Origin of the sequence: Sphingomonas sp. CFBP9019 (assembly GCF_034045155.1) — a bacterium.
In the GTDB taxonomy this organism is placed as follows: Bacteria; Pseudomonadota; Alphaproteobacteria; order Sphingomonadales; family Sphingomonadaceae; genus Sphingomonas; species Sphingomonas aerolata.
Map to the genome: position 1 here is coordinate 910,205 of NZ_JAXCWK010000001.1, position 19,288 is coordinate 929,492.

Sequence of the window (19,288 nt, forward strand, 5' to 3'; positions counted from 1 at the left end):
GATGGCCACTACTGCCGCACTTAACCAACTCAACTTACGCCATTTGTTCATCACGAAGGTAAGTCCGCCGCGCACAGAAAGCCGCAGTCCAGCGCTCTAGGGTGCTGCGAGGATTGCACATTTCTACAGGTCCTGGGCCGACCTCTTGTCGTCTTGCGGCACCCGCTTTCGGCGCCTCGAAAATAGATAAGAGTGCCTCAAGAGCTTCTAGGCAGCGGTCGCAGTTTTTATCAATCACCGCGCGGTCCGAACTACGGTTGGCTTACGGCGCTGAGCTTGTCGAGGCGGCGTCGGCCCACCAGTAGTCCGCCCTCCAACCTAGCACAGAGAGCGGCGTAATAATCGGCGAGGAAGCCGTCGTCGTCACGATCGTCGGGGAGCCCCGCCTTGCGCCGGATCGCCGCCGCGACGGTGATCCGGGCAAGATCGTCGCCGCCACGGATCACGTCTTCCAGCGCCTGCAATTCGTAGATGCCGTACAGCGCCAGCGCCGCTTCGGAAAAGACGTGTCGCGGCCGACCGCCGGCCGATGCGAGATCGGCCGCCAGCGTGCGGACGGCGGTCTGCACCACCCAGGTTCCCGCGACCAGATCCCCGATCCGCAACCGGTCGCGGTTGAACAGCGGGAAGAACAGGAAGATGCCGCTCCACAACAACGCGAAGATCGTCAGGAACGCATCCGCGGTTCCCATCGCCGCGTGCGCGCCGAGGAACGAGAGCGGCAGGAACACCTCGATCTCGCGCATCGCGTTGCGCGCGAGCACGGCGCCCGCGGTCAGCCGCGCGCCGTCACGCGCGACTACGCGCAGCTTCATCACGCGCTTGCCCGGGGTCGCGCCGCGCCCACCCATCTCGAACAGGACGAACCAGCCGTTGCGCAACACGAATGCGCCGATCAGCCACAGGATCTCGGCGATATCCGCGCGGGTGGCGTGATCCAGTGCGGATAAGGCGAACGTCACGGCGATCAGCACGACCAGCATCAGGAGCATGTCGATCAGGAACGCCGCAGCGCGCGTCCCCGCCCCGCCCAGTTCCAGCTGCAGGTCGACACCTTCGGGCGTGACGAAGCTGCGGCGCCGGGCCACGGGTGCCTTAGTCTGCCGAGCGGTGCGCATGACGCCTCCCCATGCCGCAATAATAGATCAGCCACGCAGCGAGCATCGCCGCGCCGATCCCCGCGCGCGCACCGTCGCCGGTCACCACCTGACGACCGACGCCCTCCAGCACCGCTGCGATCGCGAGCATCAGCACCACGCCTGCCGTGGCGATCGCGGCGGTGCGGCCGGCGGCGACCACCGCCTCCATCCGTTCCTGCCCGCCGGGAAACGCGATGGCGGTGCCGATGCGCATCCCGGCCGCGCCCGCGATCATGACCGCGAACAATTCGGTCGTGCCGTGGATTGCCAGCCAGGCCAAGAAGTTCGGACCCAGCCCCTTGGCCGCGAACACCGCGACCATCGCGCCGAGCATCAGCCCGTTGTAGAAGATCAGCAGCGCGGTCGGCACAACGAAGGCGAAACCGAGCGCGAAGGCGAAGATCGCGATTTGGGCGTTATGGCCGAACAGGAAGCTCGCGAACACGCCCAGCCCGTCGTCCTTGCTCTGGTACAGCGTCGCACGCAGCGCTGCCACCGACGCGCTCGGATCGCGCCCGCCCGCCATCCCGGGGGGGACGAGGCTTGCGAACCAGGTCGGATCGGCCCGGACCAGCATGTAGGCCGCGACCGCGCCCGCGACCGTCAGGAACGCCATGACCAGAGTCTCGCGCCACAGCGTAGCGACCGCAGTCGGCCATCCCCTGGTGAAGAAGCGCCCGAGATCCCGCCAAGCCGAATCCGACACGCCGTAGAGCTGGAAGTAGGCGCGCGCGCACAATTGCTCGAGATAGGCGACCAGCGCGCGGTCGAGCGACGTCTCGCGCGCGACCGACAGCGACGACAGCGTGGACCGGTACAGCAGCGGCAGCGCCAGCAGGTCATCGTCGGACAGCACGCGGACCGAGCGCTTCTCGATCCGGCCGAGCAGCGACTCCAGTCGCGTCCAGTCCTGTTCGTGCGCGGCGCGGAAGCGGCTGGCGTTGAGCAGCGGCGGTGCGATATCGACGAACGCGCTCACAACAGGCTCCTCCGCTTGAGATCGACATAGCCTTCGACCAGCCGTTCGGCGACCTGGTCGTACGGACTCTCGATCACATGGACGCCCAGGCGGCGCAGGCGCAGCAGCACCAGCCGCCGGTCGCGCAGCAACGCCGCGGCGGTCACCGCGCGGGTCACGTCGGCGGGCTGTTCGGGCGCGCGATCGACGATCGTCTCCAGTTCGTCGTCGCGCAGGACGACGATCAGCATGAGATGCGTCTTGAGCAGCCGCGCGACCGCCTGCACCATGAAGTCGGCGGAGATCGGATCGGTGAATTCGGTGAACAGCACGATCATCGACCGCCGCGTCAGCCGCGCCGCCAGCGTGGTCAGCGCAAAGGTATAGTTGGTCTCGTCGCCGCTGTAGTCGATGCGCGCGGCAAGATGCTGGAGTTCGCCCAGCGCCCCCGCCCCGCCGATGAAGCCGCTAGCGATACGCGGGCGCGAATCGAACGCGTGCAGCGCGACGCGGTCGCCAATCTTCAAGGCGAGCCACCCGGTCAACAGCGCCGCCGAGACCGCGCGATCGAGACGCGGGATACCGCCGACGGGTTCCGACATCTGCCGACCGGAATCGATCGCGAAGACGATCTGGCTGTTACGTTCGGTCCGGTATTCCTTGGCATAGAGCTTCCTGTGCCGGGCGGACTGTTTCCAGTCGATCGCACGCCGGTCCACACCCGATCGGAACTCGACCAGCGCGTCGAAATCGGTGCCGTCGCCGCGGTCGCTTTGCGCCAGCAGGCCCTGCACCGCATGGCGCTGGAACAGCTGCGCGCCCTGCCGCCGCACCGCCTCGATATCGGGCAGGATCGGCAAGCTCCGGTCCCCGTCGATCCGCGCCTGGCGCCACGCCAGACCGAGCGGCCCCGCCCAGCGCACCCAGATCGTGCCGAACCGCGCCGTGCCGCGGCGCAGCGGCGTCATGGCGATCGTCCCGGCTCCCCGGCCCGCCGCCAGCGCAACGTCAAGGGGCGCGGCGTCGGCGAACGCTAGCAGCGGATCGGGCGCGAGGGCGACTTGCGCTGCACTCACGGCCCGCCGCGCCGCGATCCCGATCTCGATCGGCACGCTCAGGGCAACCCCGACCGCCGTCGATCGCGGCAGCGCCAGCACGGCACTCGCCTGCGCACGCCCCAGCACCGCATCGGCAACGACGAGCGTCAGGACGGCGAGCGGCCAGCCGAGACCCGCATACCAGGTCGCCGGAAACAGCATCGCGACCAGCAGCGTGACCGGGACTCCGATCGCCGCCGCCAGCACCGCCATGCGGGTCGGATAGATCAACGCGGGGCCTCGATCGTCTCGATGATCTGCGCGACGACATCCTCGATCGCGCGCCCGCCGATCTCCGCCGCGGGCGACAGGATCAACCGGTGGCGCAGCAACGCGGGCGCCAGCGTCTTCACGTCGTCGGGTATCACGAAATCGCGGCCGTCCAGCGCCGCGCGCGCCCGCGCGGCCCCCGCCAGCATCGCGCCCGCACGCGGCGAGGCGCCGCTTTCCAGGTCGGCCACATCGCGCGTGCCGCGGACCAGCGCGACGATATAGTCGATGACCTCGTCCACCAGCCGCACGTTCGCGACCGTCCTGACCGCTGCATCAATCGTCGCTGCGTCGGCCCGCGCCTCGATCCCCCAGTCCGCCGGCGACATCGCCGCCGACCGAGCGCCATGGTCGGCGACGATCCGCCGCTCCTCCTCCGCGGTCGGATAAGACACCGTCTGCTTGAACAGGAACCGGTCGAGCTGCGCCTCGGGCAGCGGATAGACGCCCTGCTGCTCGATCGGGTTCTGCGTCGCGACGACGGTGAAGCGGTCGCTCAGCGCCAGGCTCTCGCCGTCGATCGTGACGGTGCGCTCCTGCATCGCCTCTAGCAGCGCCGCCTGGGTCTTGGGCGAGGTGCGGTTGATCTCGTCCGCGAGCAGCAATTCGGTGAAGATCGGCCCTCGCGTCAGCGTGAAGGTCGACGTCTGGAAGTTGAACAGGTTCGCACCGATGATATCGCCCGGCATAAGGTCGGGAGTGAACTGGATACGACCGAACTCCAGCCCGACCGTTCTGGCGAACGCGTGGGCGAGCAACGTCTTGGCGGTACCCGGCGGCCCTTCCAGCAGGATGTGCCCGCCCGCGAACAGCGCGACCAGCAACAGGTCGACGGTCGCGTCGTGCCCGATCACGGCCTTGCCGATCTCGGCCCGGATCGCCTGCCCGAGTGCCTTAACCTCTTCTACCGTCACTGTGTCTTCTCCTGTTGCCATCGGTGCAGCGCTTGCGCGGCTGCCAGCATGTCGGTGCGATGTGTGGCGCACGATGCGTCGGCGATCAGCGTGCTGAACCGCGTCGCGCCCCCAAGATTGTCGAGATAGCGGTCCGCGTCCTCGTCCGTCAGCCGAACGGGAACGCCGAAGATCGTCCGCGCCCGCTCGCGGATCAGCGCGGCGTAGCGCCCGCCCAGCATGCCCTCGCGCCCCGCCTTGCGGACGATCATCGCGCTGTTGTCGATCAACGCGGTCTTGCCGAACGCGATCGCGCGCGGCGGCGGGCGTGCCGCGCCGAAGCGGACCAGCGCCTGCCATCCGACCAGCGCCAACGCCGCGAGGATCGCCAGCGTCATCGCGAGGAATGGCGGCTCGAAGGCGAGCTTCAACGGGCTGCGCGACTGGCCGAGGCCGTTCAGCGTCACGTCGAACGCGATACCGCGCGCGCCGGTGGCATTGACGAAATCGAGCAGGTCGAGCGCCGCCCGGGCACGGTCCAGCCGGCGGATGCCGTGATTGTTTAGCAGATCGGGGTCCGCGAGAATGTACGTGTTGCTGCCACGGACCTGCCCCAGCACGACGCGGCCCGCCTCGTCGGTGATCAGGGGTATCAGCGCCGCCGAGGTCATCGCCTGCAGCGGCCGCGGCGCCGACGCCGCAAGCGACGCCGGTGCCCAGCTGACGGCATGCAGCGCGCGCCCGCCGCTCGAGCGCCGCGTGACGGTCACCACCGTAGCGGGTGCAAGCACGCCGGCGGGGTCGAACGACGGCAGCACCCCGCTGACGTCCACCCAGCCGCTCGTCTTGTCGTCCGCGACTGTCACCCATTTCGGCAGCACGATCAGCGTCGCCCGGCCGCGCCGCGCCATTATGAACTTGGTCATGTCGGTCGTGCCATGCTCGGGCGTCGCGACGACCAGATCCTCGGTCTCCCAGCCTTCCTCCGCCCGCAGCACGCGGGGGCGGCGTCCGGTTGCTCGCGCCAGCTCGACGATACCGGCATAGCCGGTCGCGGCGTTCGACAACGCATGCGCACCGGCATTACGCCCGGATTTCAGGTCGGGTGCATAGGCCCCCAGAAGCAGCGACCCCGCGAACCCGATCAGGCCGATGATCAGCAGCAGCGCCACCGTCAGCGGCGCGAACACCCTGTCCGCACGGCTCGCGCCGCCGATTGTCACTGCGCTCATGCGTGCCACCGCCCCGGCAGTGCCAGATCGGCATAGGCCGAGCGGGCGCTCTGCCAATCCGCATCAGTGACGCCGCGTCCGCCGAACAGGCTCTGCTCGACCAGCCCCGCAATGCGCGCGAACAGCGGACGGACCGCGGACGGCAACAGCGGCGCGGACGCGAGTTCGCGGCTGGTTAGCGACGGTCGCCGCAGCGCCGGACGTCGCCGGGCGATGTCGTCGATCGAATGGAACAGCAGATAATGGATGGCCTCGGCATAGCCGCCCTCGCCCGCGAGCCGGTCCGCCTCGCGCAACCAAGCCCGCGCCGGTGCCGCGTCGGGCACCCAATCGCCGCTCTCCGCCGCCGACGCCGGGCCGGCGGCGCGTCGTCGCGCGGGAAGCCGCCATTCGCCCGACCGGATGCGTTCGACCACCATCCAGACCACCGCCGCCGCGATTCCGGCAAGCAGGGTCCACAGCAGGATGCGGGCATAGGGGGCGTCGGGCATCAGGTTCGCCAGCCAGAGCAACAGCCGCCCGATCGGCCTGAACAGATCGGCGAGCCAGCGTCCTAGCGTTTCCAGCCATGCCGGCGGCTTGGGCAGCGGCGGCGGGCGGGTCAGACCGAACTGGATCGACGGGTCCGCCCTCAGCGCGGCATGCGCCGCAGCCAGTCGATCGGCCCCCGCCGCCGGATCGTGTCCCGAAGCCCCGATGATACCCTCCCAGCGATGATAAGCCGTCCCCAGACCCGACTTAGCCGGATCGGCCACCGGTGCAATCTGCCATTCGCCTCTCGCGTCTCATCCGGCATGATCCAACTGGACAGCGCGACGTTCGCTCGCCACCATCATCGACAGGGACTTGGGGGAACAACAATGGCCAGCCACACGATCGCCGAGCGGAGCCACGGGATTTCCGTGGGCAACGTGTTCGGGCGCAGCGCGAACGTCATCAAGGCCAATCCGCTGGCGACGCTCGGCACCTGCTTTGCCCTGGTCGCGCTGCCGTCGCTCCTGCTCGGCCAGATCGGCCTCGGCGCAGCGGTGTTCCAGAATTTCCAGCAAGGGCAATATGCGCTGGCCGGAGTCTACGGACTCATCGTCGGCTGGCTGTGGCTGATCGCCAGCGGGGCACTGATCCAGGCGGCGGTTGCGCATGACGAGGGACGACCGGCTAACCCGCGCGAGATGCTGCAGGTCGGCGTGTTGCGGTGCCTGCCGCTGTTCGCGGTCTATGTGCTGATGCTGCTCGGCCTATGGGTCGGCACGATATTCCTCGTCGTGCCGGGTATCATGCTCGCCGTCATGTGGTCGGTAGCACTGCCCGCGATCGTCGCGGAGCGTCCGGGCGTGTTCGGCGCTTTCGGCCGCAGCCGTGCCTTGACCAAGGGCGCGCGGTGGCACGTGTTCGGAATCTTGCTGTTGGCCTTCGTCATCTACATGCTCGCCTCGATCGCGATCGGGGTCGGGAGCGTGGCAGGCTATGGCTCGCTGGGTGCCCTCACCGGCGGGGGTCAGGTCCAGATGCCGGTGCCGACCCAGCCCTCGTTCGTCGTCCAGCTGCTGCAATCGATCGTCACGACCGTCGTACTGACCTGGTTCACCACGGTCGGCGCCTCGCTTTTCATCGAATTGCGCGACTGGAAAGAAGGCCCCGACGCCAATCGGCTCGCCGACATCTTCGCCTGACTTCAGCATTGCGGTGACTGTTTGCGAACGAAGACCCAGAACCAGACGTTCACGCCCCTTCCCTCGCATCCCAACTTCAGACGCTGGTTCATCTTTGCGAATGACCGATTTTGAAGCCCGGCTATCCACTGCCGAATGTCGTGATGGGGAAGTAAGTCCTTCGATCCGATAGTTAAGGTAGCACCTATGCGCTCACCCGCATCGTCGCTACCCCCGTACCCACGAGCAGGAAAATTCGAGGAGCGTGTGATGCGTCATCATACTTTATTGGCGGCGATAGCAGTTGCCATGTTGAGTTCTACCTCAGGCTCAGCGAGCCCGGCGCAAGCTGTGGTTTCGGGCATCTATGAACTGGACACTGCGCAAAGTGACAACGCTTTCAAAGTGATCGATAGCGCTACCGCCACCATTTCCGACGACAAGCGCCCTCGTGTTCGGATGAGGCTCCGCAAGTCCATTGCGGTGAATAGGATTAGAATTTCCACCGGAGGAGGTCGAGTCGGCCTCGCCTATGATGCCAAAACACCTATCGTAGTTTGGATAGGCGGAGATCCGATCACTTGGAAGCTCATCCCGGAGCTTGTTTTCGATGTATCGGTAAAAGCTGATGGTGGAACCGTCGCTCTGACATTCCGCGGCGACGACAGCGAGCGAACCTCAAAATACCATACTGTCGGCCAGGATTTGGTGGAGAATACCACCATCATCAGTCCACTGCTTTCTACGCCGATCGTCTATAAGCAGGTCTTTAAAAAGACCAGCTGACCTGATCTACGAACAGACCTCTGACAAGAAGCCGTTGAACGGTCTTCGTCGCATAGACGCGGATGCCGGTTGAGATGGTCTGCCTAGCCTCTACTTCTCGGCGCGCCACGACTATGATCGAACGGCAGCAAATGGGTGATTACCCCCTGCCCTACGGCTTCCTGCCAGACCAAGTCCCGGTCAGTCACAGGTCAATCGCCCCTTCATGAAACCGGACGTCCATTCATCGGCGATAAGTGGGCGTCCAGAACCCGAGTTACCCAGTTTGAAATACTCGCGCTCCCGCCGCGCAGGCGAAGGGTACTTTATGGCAGCGAATTCATGCAACTCGAGGTCACGCCGCAGGTTCAGCGGTGATGACCATGTTCGACAATCAGATTGCTATCGTCACCGGCGGTGAATCCGGCATTGGCGCGGCCTGCGCCAAGGTGTTGGGCGACGCCGGGGCCCGCGTTGTGATCACCTATTTGAGGGATGCCGCCGCGGCGCACGCGGTCTGCACCTCGATCGGTGGGTCCAACCGCGCGATCGCGGTGCAAGTTGATGTCAGTGATGAAGCCGCGGTCGAACGACTGTTCGCGGAGGCCGAAAAAACGTTCGGCATGGTCAGCCTGCTGGTCAATTCGGCCGGATTGAACATGAGCGGCGTGATGCTCGTTGACATGGAACTTACGCAGTTCGACCGGGTCATCCGTTCCGATCTCTACGGTCCGTTACTTACCTGCCGACGAATGGTGCGCGCGCTCGAGGCAAAGAACGCGACGGGGCGGATCGTCAACATATCGTCGATTCACGAACGCGCGCCGCGACCGGGCGGCGTCGATTACGACTCAGCCAAGGGTGGCCTGTCGCAGTTGACGGCCACGCTTGCACTAGAGCTCGCGCCGAAGGGCATTGCGGTGAATGGCGTCGCGCCTGGGATGATCCTTACGCCGATGAATCAATCCGCACTGGATCATCCGGACGAGCTGGCGGCGAAAGAGGCGGCAATCCCTTGGAAGCGCGCCGGTCGGCCCGATGAGGTCGCGGCGCTGGTCGCTTTCCTGCTGTCGCCGGCCGCGGACTATATCACCGGCACCACGGTAACGATCGACGGCGGGCTGTCATTGACTGTGGCGCAAGGCGCATGACGATCGCCTATGCGGTCGAGCAGCTCGACACGGTAACTATCTCCGCTACGTCTGTGATCGACGGCATGGACATGATGAGCCCGTTCGTCTGGAGGGAAGGCAATCTCTACCGGATCATGGTTCGCGGCGTGCCGCATCCGCTCGGGCCCTGCGATCCGACCGGTATCATTGCGCGCGGAGAGAGCCGCGACGGGCTGGCCTTCACTATGGATCCGGGGCTCGCAATCACACCCGGGCCGGGTGCTGAGGACATGGGCGGATGCGAGGATCCAACCGTGCTCGTGGCCGGCGACGAATATCTCGTCTATTATACTGGCGTGGACGCTGCGCGCGCGCAGGGATGCATGATTTTAGCTGCGGGGCCCGACCTGACCGCGCTGGTCAAGGAAGATCTGGTGCTGAAGGCACCACCCGGCGAAGGCAATATCAAGGAAGCGACGCTCGCACAGACTGCGACCGGAGATTGGCGCCTATTTTACGAATATGCGGCAAAGGGCGCGTCGCGGATCGGCGTGGCGGGCGGGCCGACCCCGAAGGGTCCTTGGACTGTCCTCCCCGACCCTTTCGGCATCCGCGAGGACAGCTGGGACAATTGGCATCTGTCGACTGGGCCTATCTGGCAGTCGGCGGGGCAAGATCCGGTGATGTTCTACAACGGCGCGACGCACGACGCGCGCTGGCGGATCGGCTGGATCAGCTTCAGTACGGATTTCGCGCGGGTGACGGGGCGTGGGCTCGAGCCGCTGCTCGTGCCGCCACCAGCGCTGACCCGCGAGGCCACCGACATCGCGTTTGCCGCGTCGAGCGTGGCGGAGGGCGACCGGATCGCGCTGTACTACTCGCTGGAAGACCGGATGCTACGGCGGGCGTTAATCAGGCGATATGGCGGTTAAAAAATTGGAAGCGGTAAATGTAGATTGCGACTCTGCGTCGTCTGCAATGACCCAGAAGCAGTCGTTGAACGCCCCCTACGCGCTTCTCGACTTCCGAACATTCATTCATGTCGATCTCCGCAGTAGCAGAAGCCAGGCCGAGCGATGAGGGCCGCTGATGGCTTGAATGAGCCGTCCGGCTTTGGGCGAGAGCGGACGTAGGTATGCCGAGACGTGAGCATAAGTACGGACGTCCGCCCCCCGGGAAATACTGCCGCAGCGGCGGAGGGCTTCTCTACCCTCCCGCGAGCGTAGTGATCGCTAATATGTTCGTTACTTCGGTGCCAAGCGTCTGAGGCCGCATGCTAGCCCGTCTGCGAACCACGCTTTTACGGCATTAAAATCGGCGGGCGCTTATAGATCTGCGTGCCGCCGCAACGGCTTGTTCACCCCTCTCTGCAAAGGGCGGTGTCACAGGGAGACTGTCGATGCATTTAGATCTTGTTTCGGCCGTGCTTGTCGCCGCCGCAGCCGTGCCGTCCGCAGCCCCAGTCCAGGGCGACTTCGACGGCGATGGCCGATCCGACACGGCGTCCATCGTCGGCAATGCCGAGGGCTCGTTTGATGTCGTCGTGCGGTTCGCAACCGGGCGGATCGCGGTGGCGGACAGCGGCGTAGACGATGCGGCACGACTAACGACCATTCTAGCCGCGCGCGTCAGACAGAGTTGCGCACCGCTCGCGCGATCGGCGCCCGAATGTTCCGGCGCGCTCAGCCCGAGAGACGGGCTGTACTTCAAGCGCACGCGTGGCGACGTCGCCAGCCTGGCGATCTGGTCGCGGGGCAATTTCACTAAAATATTCGGATTGTCAGTCCGCGACCTAGCGGCGACGGGGCCGGCCGCGTCCGCGCCGCCCGGGACCGTCCGAACGCCCGCGACATTGCTGTCGCTGGCTATCAGCGCCGAGGGTAAGGTCACCGCCTGCACGATCGCCGAAAGCAGCGGCAATGCCGCGCTCGATCAAAAGGCGTGCGCGATCATGCTGGCTAAGGCGAAATTCCGGCCGGCGATGGACCGACGCGGACAGCCGGTGATGACGACGAAGCGAATACGCCTGTCGTGGGCGATCGACCGAGCAGGCGTCATGCACACGCCGGTCAGCGGCGGCAGCGTAGATACCAACGCGGCTATGACCGACGGCGGTACACGCCGCGCCGGCCCGACTAACGGCATGTTAGCCGTTCCTTCCGCGATCCAGACGCAGACGGCGTCGGCGTCCGTGGGCCGACCCGTCGCCCGCCAAGAGCCGCCCGGTCAGACGACAGCAGAGCGGTTCGAACAAGCACGCAAGGCGGTTCAGCCCGTGCGTGGCCGCGATCCGATTTACGGTGCGACGATCAGCGATTAGGCCGAACAGCATCGCCGGCAGACTTCCCTTTGCTCTTCCATGCCTGATCCATAGAATCCGCATGCCGATCCGCCCCGAGAACCATTTGCTATATCCGACCCATATGTCTCTCTAATGGTTGACCTTACGCCATGATCCAGATGCGGTCACTCGAACCCCGCTTCCTTACTCCGTCTTTCTGCCCTTCGTTCAACGTCGCCAGTACCTACCTGGTCGGGCTCTCGGCCGTGAAGGATGAGCAGCACGGCTTGGTCACAGGCTGGAACTCCATCAGCTCGATCCGCGTGCCGTCGGGGTCGTAGAGGTTGGCCTGCCACTTGCCGTCCAGGCCCATTTGTGGACCGTCGTGACGCGGGCCTAGGCGATCTTCCCGATACAGCGTCGTGACGGCGGCCTGCAAATTGGGAACGCCCAAGGATAGGTGGTTAAGTACGCCTAGCTGGCGGGCGTCGACCTTGCTCACCGGCACGCCCGAACCCGGACCGATCATCATGTATTCCAGCCAGTCCCGCCCGTCGGGCGTCTGCTGTGACACCCAGTCGACCTTGTCGGGCTCGAATGCGCCATACCAGTACGGCCGAAAGCCGAGCAGGCGGCGGTACATCCTGTCCTGCTTGGCCCGGTCGTGGACGGCGTAGCCGACGTGGATGATGCGCCCGCTAATCGCGCTGGGAACAGCGTTGGCGTCAGCGCTCGCGGATTGCACGAACTGGATCCCGTTGCCTTCTGGATCGCGCAGGGCGAACCAACGATCCCCTTCGGTAGAGCGCTGCATCGCGCCGAGGCCAGAGACGTCTGACGCGGCCAGCCAGACCCGCAGCGTCGCCGCGTCCGTTGTCGAGTAGGCGACGTGCGCCAGCATGCTGGGCCCCTGTCCGGCGGGTGCGGGTAGCACCTCCACGAACTGGCGCGAGCTTAGATAGTAGCGGACGCCGGCCGGGTTCTCAGGGTCCGCACCCTTCCGGGCGCCCAGCACATGCGTGTAGAAGTGCTCGGACTTTGCCATGTCCCGAGCATAAATAGCGAGGTGCGAAACGCCGGTGATGCCTGGGCGCGGACCCGGCGGCGCCTTGGCCCCGAGCAGAGCGGCAGCTGCACAGGCAAGAACTGGGATACGACGGGCCATGGCAGCCTCTCCTCACCCGGCCGCGTTTCGGGCCGTGGCTGGCAGCGTAGGGAGCGATGCCGACGCTGTCACGTGCTCACGTGTTGGTCCTTGTCGATACTGTTGCCGAGGAGTTTGATGCCGCTATCTGCTAGGGTGCCGCGCAGGAACAAGAAGCGGTCTTGGTGCCGAACACTGACCCGCACCGCCGCTCTTTGGACCCAAAAGGCGACGTTCCGAACGCCCCTTCCGCTCGCCGAAACCTGTCATCCATTCATGTGCCGCAACTGGCGGGGACGGCGAGGCATTGTAGCTGCCACCAGTACACGCTTCCTGACCCTATTTAGATCTTGAAATCAGGCGAATGCGGTATCGCCCGACCTGGGAGGTCGAAGCGGGCCGGTCAGTAACGGTAACGCAAAATGGCGCGACCGCCCGGCGGCAGGGTCGGCGACCAGGTGAGGATCCCGTCGGTTCGGTTGAGCGCCTTGTCATCGGCCTCGATCGCCTGGCCCGCCGCTCCGATCGGGACGTCGAGCGTCGCCGGAAAAGGGTTGGCGTTAGTCGCCGTCAGCACGACCTCTCGCGACAATGCTTCCCCCGGAGCCGCCACCGGCACGCGCGACGCAACGATAGCCTGGGTCAACATAACCTGGCTGCTGATACCTGCCGCTAGGCGCACCGTCTCGCCAACCGTGCGGTCGGTGACCGCGCCCAATCCCAGCAGCAGGCGTCCGCCAGCCCGCTCGGCGTAGAGTGCGGTGCTGCCGGCTGGCATCGGCACGCCCAGGCCGCCAGGTGTATCGTTCTTCATCACGAGCACGATCGACGTCGGCACGCCGTCGAGCTGCTGGCCGGGATACACCGCGCGTCGGTAGCGACGATCGACCGGCACGCCCTTTTGAAAGAGCAAAGCAACTTGCTTTTGCGCGCGTGCGGCGACGGTCGTGGGCGTCGGTATGCGATAAAGCTTGAGATCGCCAAGATCTTCGGGAGGGGGCGGCGGCGGGGGTGGTGCCGGGGGCGCCATCATCGGCGGCGGGGGGGGCGCCATCGCGCGCGACGCCGTCACCACTATCTCGTCGGCAGGCTCAAACTCCGTTTCGGGCAGATCCGACGTCGTCGTGCCGAGCGGATAGCAGACCAGCCGCAGCCCGCCCGCCGCCGCCGGAACCGCGGGCAACGCCACCCGGTTGAGCCGGCCCGCGACGGCCTGCACCTCGGCCTTCGGGAACACTTCCGGGTTGCTGTTGGCGAGGGTCAGCCAGGCAAACAGGTCGACCGTTCGCCCGTTCGCGGCGAGCGCAGCGACGTAGCTCGCCCGCCAGTCGAACCCGGACGCGAGATAGGACAGACGCACCGTGACCGTGCGCGCCGCCGGGCTGATGGTCGTTACACTCAGCACCGGCTTGCTCGACAGGCCGCCTGGGACGCCGGCGAACGCCAGCCGCTCCGCGAGACCCGAACAGCGTAAAGCCTCGATCCCCGTCACCGTGCGGAGGATGACGCCCGGTGCCGGGCCGGCGACAACGGTCGCGGGCTCGCTGGTCGGTCGTCCGGTCGCCCTTTCCGTTCGGGTCAGCGTCACGTCACGACCCAGCGTACCGTCGACGAGCGAGGCCGGCGACAACAGGCGGGCGTCGCGGTTCTTCTCGATCGTGCCGCCGGGCAGGCCGTCGATAACTGCGCTGACCGGCACGATCCCTTGCGCCACGCCCTCGAACCGCAGAACCGCCGGTCCGCGCGGCAGCCGGACGCGACGCGTCTCCGTCACCAATGCAAAGCCACCGAGATACTGGAGGGTCATCGCCCCGCGGCCATAAGGTGCCCGGTACACCGTGAGCGAGACGCGGTCCGGCGCGGACGAGGTGACGGTCGTCTGCGCCTCCGCCCTGCCCACCAGCAGCGCGACCGCCAGGAGCAGCAGATGGCGCATCAGTAGCGCGTGTCGAAGGTCGCCGTCACCGTGGTGCTGCCATTGGCCGGCACCGATACCTGCCACGCCAGCGTGCCGGCGGTGCGACGTTCACCCTTCGCGCTGTCCTCGACGACCCGGACGTCGCCCCAGTCGAGCCCGCCCTGGATGAGCTCGACCGTGACCGGACGGGCGCGGGCGTTAGTCAGCTTGTACTGCATCGCCGTGCGCCAGCGGCTGTCACCCTGCCGCGTGCGCGACACGGTGACGGGCTGCACCTTCACGTCGAACGCGTCGCCGGTGGGAAGCGCGATGGTCGACCCTTGCGGGGTATGCTCGATCCGGTTTTCGCCGGTGAACTGCGGCTGCCCGCGTGCATCGCGGACATAGACCCGGACCACCCCCGCCGGCAGCGCATCGCCCAAGCCTGCTGCCCCCGAGTTACTGAACCGCAGCACCGACTGCGCGCTGCGTGGTTCGTCCGAACTGCCGAGCCAGCCATTCTCGAACCGATAGCCCGCGCCCGCCGCCACGCCCTTGGCATCGAGGAAGCTGACCTGCTTGGTCTGCTTGTCGGCGATCGTGGTGCGTTCGGCCAGCGGATAGAGGTAGAAGTCGCCGAGCTGCTCGCGCGCGGCGCTCTCGGTGCCGGGGCGTGTCGTCGTTCGGCGGCGCGGACGCGGCGCATAGCCGCCGCTGCCGTCATCGTCGGCGCTGCCGACCTCGCCGGCGACCAGCAGCGTTTTGGCGTTAGCGAACGTCGTCCCGCTGCTATTCTTCAGTGTTACCCAGCCCTGGATATCGACCGTGCCGCTCTTGTCGTCGAACAGCGCGACGTAATCGGCGCTCCAGCCGAGCCCGCGGCTCAGGTAGGACAGCGTCGCCGGACGGGTTCCTCCGCGCGTGCTGGCCAGTGTCACCGACAGCGTCGGGCGCGCCCGCAGCGCGTCGGGCACCCGGTCGAACACCGCGCGCACCGGCAGGCCGTCGTCGCGCAGTACCTCGACATGACCGTTCACTTCGATGACCACGCCGCCGTTCACCGCCAGCACTTTCGCGCGATCGCGGGTTTCCGCGCCGGTGGCCGGATTGGTCCGCACCAGCGTGATCGTCTCGCCGACCGCTTTCTCCATCAGGCTCGACGGGCTGAGCAGGTCATAGTCGAAATTCTGCTCGACGATCGCGGCATCGGGCACGGTCAGCGACACCGTTTCCGGTCGGATCGCTGCGCTCACGTCGGGGAAATTCTGTTGAACCCGCCCGCTCGCCAGGTTCAGCGGACGGATGTCCTGCACCAAGGCGACGTCGTTGGTGTAGATGGTGACCGACACGTCGCCTTGCGCCGTTCCGGCGGTCGAGGAATCAGCAGGGGGCGGCAATTGCTGAGCGGCTGCCGAAATCGACCCGAGCAGCATCACCAAACCACACGCTCTCGAGATGCTTTTGCGCACGCCACTCTCCCCCGGTCCTTGCTATAATGGCGAGACCGCATCAGAAGGGCAACGCGACATTGTGGGTCTGATTTTCTGACCCAAACAACGGCGCTTGTTCGCTCTGATCGGTGCGATGCGCCATTAAGGTTATGATACGTTGATCATAGCCAAAATGACGGTGTCCGCGAGAGCGACGGCGGAGAGCAAGTCCGTCGGTTACTGGTCGTAGCGGGTGCCGATACGCCGCCAATCCTTGGAGCGCCCGAACAAGATATTGATCCGGTAGACGCCGAGCTCGGCGACGCCTTCCCACCGAATCTGCAAAGACCCAATTGTGGACGTTCGCGCGCCCTTTCCCGCTTCCCAACTTCGGACGCTGGTTCATTTTTGCGAATGACCGATTTCGAAGCCTCGCTATCAGCTCGCGAATGTCTTGATGGGGAAGGTGAGCATACATTGGTTTAGTCGACGGACGCGACTTCCCAGGCCGCGTCGATGCAATCTCGTTCGGCAACGAAGCCGGGTTCAAAGGTGGGCATATCTCCCAACCCCAGCCTATTCAGGTCAAGGTGCTCCAAGCAGACAAGAACACAGTCTACGCTAGGCGGCGTAGACGAATTTGAGCAGGTAGCGGGTGGCAGCGATCTGGATCATGCTGAGGGAGCTTTCGGCGAGTTGGTCGTATTGGGTGGCGACCGCGCGATTGATCTTGAGATGACCAAACATGCGCTCGATACGATTGCGCTCCTTGTAGAGGGTGCGGTCATGGATGATTGGCTTCTTACGGTTGGATCGTCTTGGGATGACGGCGTCGATCCCGCGGCCACGTAGATCGTCACGGATGGCGTCGGCGTCGTACCCCTGGTCACCCAGCAGCGCCGGCTCAACCTCGGGCAGTACAATCAGCGTGTCGTACGCCTTGCAGTCGGCGGCTTGCCCACATGTCAGATGGAAGGCGAGCGGTCGCCCACAAGCATCGGCGATGCAGTGAACCTTACAGCCGAACCCGCCCCGCGAGCGGCCAAAAGCCTGTCGATGAGTCCCCCTTTACCCCCGCTGCCGAGACGTGGGCAAGGATGGTGGTACTGTCGATGCTGTAGTGGCCGGTGACGCAGCGGCGGAAGGGCGGCCTCATGCCAGCCCTCGATCACCCGCATGTCGACGAAGCCGTCACTCTCGGCGGCGGTCAGCACCGCGGTCGACAAATGACCGAGCAGCGTCCGCCGCGTGCCGAACCCGGCTTCGACGAAATACGACACGTGTGCGCCGGGCAGTGCTCGGTCGTCTGCACCGGTTGGCGTGGCCTCGGCGAAGACCGCACTCTCGACGCGCATGATCCGGTGCTCGTCCATCGCCGGCCCCATCCGCAAGAAATCGAACGGATGGTCCGCAACGGGCAGGCCGGCCACCCCCAAGACTTCTTCGCCATCGACGAAAAACTGCTCCCAGCCGCCCGGCGCTACGATCCCGAAGAACTGCGTGCGCGGCGCCACGCTCTGGTAGCTGTGCGTGTCGCCCGGTTCACATAGGCAAAATCGCTGGGGGTGAGCACATGCGCGGTGTCGCCGGACCACACTTGCAGCTTGCCGCGCGTGACGAACCAGGTGTCGTGCTCGCGCTCGTGCCAGTCCATTGAAATCGGGCCCCGATCGAGCAGCGCGTCGCACACCACCGCGCCGAAACCGCCCGCGGCCTGCTCGACGCCGGCGAGCGTGCGGATGACCTGGCCTGCGACCAGATGCGCGAGCCCCTCGCTCGCGCTGAGACCATAGGGGCCGGCGCTGGGACGAGTCGTGATCGAGCGTCATGACTTTCTCCTAAAAGGCGTCAAGCGAACGGCCTGGCGAGTTGCGCCGCCTTGCACTGCGAGGTCTTGGGCGGCGCGATACCCCATTGGTCGCTGCGGCCGGGCGCATAGGTTCAGTCGCCCGCCGCGCCGACGCGCCGACGCGCCGACGCGCCGACGCGGCAATCGTCGTCGACCTAGAGCACTTCGGCGGTGTATTCGATCACGAACCCGAAAACGGGTCGACGAAATAGGTGAACAGGTTGTCGCCCGGTCCGTGCCCCCCCCCGGCCCCCAGCCGATCGGGAACCGGTGGTCGACCATACGCCCGGCGGCACGCATCACGCTCTCCAAGGTCGGCATCTGGAAGGCGATATGGTTCAGCGTGCTGACGGCTGCGTCGGCGATCGCGATCCAGTGATAATCGTCGTTGGTGCGCACGAACGCCATCATCTTGGAACGATCGGTCAGCACGAGCCCCAGCGCATCTGTGAAGAACCGCGCGTCATATACCCGGACGGCCAACGTCAAGGAAGTTGGCGGCTATTCAATCCCAACGGCCGCGCGGTTGCATAGGCGCGGACGAACCAGCGATCTTTGCCGGTCCACGTTGGGGTGTATGCCGGACGACGGTGAAGGCAGCGCCAGTTGTCAATCACCACCAAATCGCCCGATTGAACGGGCAAAACTAATGGAACGTCCGGCAAGTTCAGCACCGTCTCGAAGTCGTGAAGGGCATCGGCAGCGCGCGTTGTCAGGCCTAGGCAATGCCCCTTGTTGTAGCGCGAGATCAAATTCCCCTTTTCGTCCTGATCAAGTATCGGTAGCGATGTGAACGTACGGTTTTGCTCGACAGAATCAGGCGTCGTGACGGCAAAATCCGGACGCTTCAGTATCGCGAGGCTGCGAGGCGAAAGCCGCTCCGTGACCGCGTTCACCAACGCTACCGTCATCGGAACTGTCGGGTCGGCCTTAATTACCCCGAAAATCAGCCAGCGCGGCGGCGGCGTCAGCAACGTGGGATCATTATCTTGGAACGGTCGGTATGCACCGTCCATGTGCCATGGCAGGTCCGCACTCCAGCCATGCGAACTAACGGCGCGCTCAGCAGCTGGGACGGCGACAACATGGCGCACGATCCGTCCGTCGTTTTCGTCAAGGAAAGCGCAGGCGCTTGCCCTCATGAGGCCAATGACACCGAATACCTTGAACAGGGTTGCCGCAAACGTCGCTGGCGGTGCGTAGCCGGAATAGGGCGCCGGACCGGGTGCCAAATCTGGAGAGAGCCCGCGCAGCCAGACGACGGCCGCCGTGTCGATGCTGTGTTCAAGCTGAAGACCTTCAGCGCGAAGCAATTGTCGCAGATACCAAGCGCCTTGCCGCTCCCACCATTTTGGATCTTTTTCAGGATCCGGCATGCGGAGCCTGTTTTCATCTATCGAACGCACCCATCGCCGGCTTTTCTGAACCACTAAATCACTTACCTGTAGTGCGGCGACCGAGGTATTTACCTCGTTGGGTGCGATCGCACTTCGATTAATCGAATACAATTGAGCAGCCGAATTAATGTCCGATAGCGGAGAGCCGGGTTCGGTGCTGCGATCGTGCATG

The 19,288-nt window shown here is 65.4% G+C and carries 17 protein-coding genes; 5 read left to right on the forward strand and 12 right to left on the reverse strand.

Going from position 1 to position 19,288, the window contains the following annotated elements; all coding sequences use genetic code 11:
- Positions 1 to 251 precede the first annotated feature (251 nt).
- From SOM18_RS03855 to SOM18_RS03880, 6 genes are read right to left on the reverse strand one after another with little or no spacing between them, the layout of a single operon-like run.
- Complete coding sequence (locus tag SOM18_RS03855) at positions 252 to 1,118, reverse strand: RDD family protein (RefSeq protein ID WP_031441490.1); 867 nt, start codon at positions 1,116 to 1,118, stop codon at positions 252 to 254.
- Positions 1,096 to 2,118, reverse strand: coding sequence for a stage II sporulation protein M (locus tag SOM18_RS03860; RefSeq protein WP_031441491.1), 1,023 nt, complete (start codon positions 2,116 to 2,118; stop codon positions 1,096 to 1,098). Before SOM18_RS03860 ends, SOM18_RS03855 begins: the two co-directional genes overlap by 23 nt.
- The gene (locus SOM18_RS03865; RefSeq protein WP_031441492.1) at positions 2,115 to 3,425 is read right to left on the reverse strand and encodes a DUF58 domain-containing protein; all 1,311 of its coding nucleotides are present in this window, start codon (positions 3,423 to 3,425) and stop codon (positions 2,115 to 2,117) included. Before SOM18_RS03865 ends, SOM18_RS03860 begins: the two co-directional genes overlap by 4 nt.
- Positions 3,422 to 4,378: an AAA family ATPase gene (locus SOM18_RS03870; RefSeq protein ID WP_183936660.1), complete on the reverse strand. Its 957-nt coding sequence runs from the start codon at positions 4,376 to 4,378 to the stop codon at positions 3,422 to 3,424. Before SOM18_RS03870 ends, SOM18_RS03865 begins: the two co-directional genes overlap by 4 nt.
- Positions 4,375 to 5,589, reverse strand: a complete 1,215-nt coding sequence (locus tag SOM18_RS03875) for a hypothetical protein (protein ID WP_320481304.1) — start codon at positions 5,587 to 5,589, stop codon at positions 4,375 to 4,377. The genes SOM18_RS03870 and SOM18_RS03875 overlap by 4 nt, the downstream gene beginning before the upstream one ends.
- Positions 5,586 to 6,344, reverse strand: coding sequence for a DUF4129 domain-containing protein (locus tag SOM18_RS03880; protein WP_320481305.1), 759 nt, complete (start codon positions 6,342 to 6,344; stop codon positions 5,586 to 5,588). The genes SOM18_RS03875 and SOM18_RS03880 overlap by 4 nt, the downstream gene beginning before the upstream one ends.
- A 105-nt stretch (positions 6,345 to 6,449) precedes the next feature.
- Between SOM18_RS03880 and SOM18_RS03885 the strand changes: the two genes are divergently transcribed.
- The 5 genes from SOM18_RS03885 to SOM18_RS03905 all read left to right on the forward strand — a co-directional run bounded on the left by SOM18_RS03885 (position 6,450) and on the right by SOM18_RS03905 (position 11,438).
- Positions 6,450 to 7,262: a hypothetical protein gene (locus SOM18_RS03885; RefSeq protein ID WP_031441288.1), complete on the forward strand. Its 813-nt coding sequence runs from the start codon at positions 6,450 to 6,452 to the stop codon at positions 7,260 to 7,262.
- 249 nt (positions 7,263 to 7,511) lie between these two features.
- The gene (locus SOM18_RS03890) at positions 7,512 to 8,027 is read left to right on the forward strand and encodes a hypothetical protein (protein WP_152555518.1); all 516 of its coding nucleotides are present in this window, start codon (positions 7,512 to 7,514) and stop codon (positions 8,025 to 8,027) included.
- A gap of 362 nt (positions 8,028 to 8,389) precedes the next feature.
- Complete coding sequence (locus SOM18_RS03895; protein ID WP_031441286.1) at positions 8,390 to 9,157, forward strand: SDR family NAD(P)-dependent oxidoreductase; 768 nt, start codon at positions 8,390 to 8,392, stop codon at positions 9,155 to 9,157.
- On the forward strand, positions 9,154 to 10,050 hold the full coding sequence (locus SOM18_RS03900) for a glycosidase (protein WP_320481306.1): 897 nt from the start codon (positions 9,154 to 9,156) through the stop codon (positions 10,048 to 10,050). The genes SOM18_RS03895 and SOM18_RS03900 overlap by 4 nt, the downstream gene beginning before the upstream one ends.
- Before the next feature lie 467 nt (positions 10,051 to 10,517).
- Entirely contained in the window at positions 10,518 to 11,438 is a 921-nt protein-coding gene (locus tag SOM18_RS03905) for a TonB family protein (protein WP_081874354.1), read from the forward strand.
- A gap of 205 nt (positions 11,439 to 11,643) precedes the next feature.
- On the opposite strand, the gene SOM18_RS03910 is transcribed toward SOM18_RS03905, so the two are convergent.
- The 6 genes from SOM18_RS03910 to SOM18_RS03935 form a co-directional block, all read right to left on the reverse strand.
- Positions 11,644 to 12,564, reverse strand: coding sequence for a VOC family protein (locus SOM18_RS03910; protein ID WP_031441284.1), 921 nt, complete (start codon positions 12,562 to 12,564; stop codon positions 11,644 to 11,646).
- Positions 12,565 to 12,946: 382 nt separating this feature from the next.
- Positions 12,947 to 14,479 carry a hypothetical protein gene (locus tag SOM18_RS03915; RefSeq protein WP_320481307.1) on the reverse strand — a complete coding sequence of 511 codons (1,533 nt, stop codon included), beginning with the start codon at positions 14,477 to 14,479 and terminating at the stop codon, positions 12,947 to 12,949.
- Positions 14,479 to 15,873 carry a DUF4139 domain-containing protein gene (locus SOM18_RS03920; protein WP_031441282.1) on the reverse strand — a complete coding sequence of 465 codons (1,395 nt, stop codon included), beginning with the start codon at positions 15,871 to 15,873 and terminating at the stop codon, positions 14,479 to 14,481. Before SOM18_RS03920 ends, SOM18_RS03915 begins: the two co-directional genes overlap by 1 nt.
- Positions 15,874 to 16,491: 618 nt before the next feature.
- Complete coding sequence (locus SOM18_RS03925; protein WP_081874353.1) at positions 16,492 to 16,875, reverse strand: IS5 family transposase; 384 nt, start codon at positions 16,873 to 16,875, stop codon at positions 16,492 to 16,494.
- Positions 16,836 to 17,384: a hypothetical protein gene (locus SOM18_RS03930; protein WP_128082159.1), complete on the reverse strand. Its 549-nt coding sequence runs from the start codon at positions 17,382 to 17,384 to the stop codon at positions 16,836 to 16,838. Before SOM18_RS03930 ends, SOM18_RS03925 begins: the two co-directional genes overlap by 40 nt.
- Before the next feature lie 820 nt (positions 17,385 to 18,204).
- Positions 18,205 to 19,287 (reverse strand): TauD/TfdA family dioxygenase, encoded by a 1,083-nt coding sequence (locus SOM18_RS03935; RefSeq protein WP_320481308.1) that lies wholly within the window; start codon positions 19,285 to 19,287, stop codon positions 18,205 to 18,207.
- Position 19,288: the final 1 nt, after the last annotated feature.

Coding starts and splice junctions, on each gene's coding strand:
- SOM18_RS03855 (WP_031441490.1), bottom strand. CDS start 1,118: ATGCGCACCGCTCGGCAGACTAAGGCACCCGTGGCCCGGCGCCGCAGC.
- SOM18_RS03875 (WP_320481304.1), bottom strand. CDS start 5,589: ATGAGCGCAGTGACAATCGGCGGCGCGAGCCGTGCGGACAGGGTGTTC.
- SOM18_RS03885 (WP_031441288.1), top strand. CDS start 6,450: ATGGCCAGCCACACGATCGCCGAGCGGAGCCACGGGATTTCCGTGGGC.
- SOM18_RS03890 (WP_152555518.1), top strand. CDS start 7,512: ATGCGTCATCATACTTTATTGGCGGCGATAGCAGTTGCCATGTTGAGT.
- SOM18_RS03895 (WP_031441286.1), top strand. CDS start 8,390: ATGTTCGACAATCAGATTGCTATCGTCACCGGCGGTGAATCCGGCATT.
- SOM18_RS03900 (WP_320481306.1), top strand. CDS start 9,154: ATGACGATCGCCTATGCGGTCGAGCAGCTCGACACGGTAACTATCTCC.
- SOM18_RS03905 (WP_081874354.1), top strand. CDS start 10,518: ATGCATTTAGATCTTGTTTCGGCCGTGCTTGTCGCCGCCGCAGCCGTG.
- SOM18_RS03910 (WP_031441284.1), bottom strand. CDS start 12,564: ATGGCCCGTCGTATCCCAGTTCTTGCCTGTGCAGCTGCCGCTCTGCTC.
- SOM18_RS03915 (WP_320481307.1), bottom strand. CDS start 14,479: ATGCGCCATCTGCTGCTCCTGGCGGTCGCGCTGCTGGTGGGCAGGGCG.
- SOM18_RS03920 (WP_031441282.1), bottom strand. CDS start 15,873: ATGCTGCTCGGGTCGATTTCGGCAGCCGCTCAGCAATTGCCGCCCCCT.
- SOM18_RS03935 (WP_320481308.1), bottom strand. CDS start 19,287: ATGCACGATCGCAGCACCGAACCCGGCTCTCCGCTATCGGACATTAAT.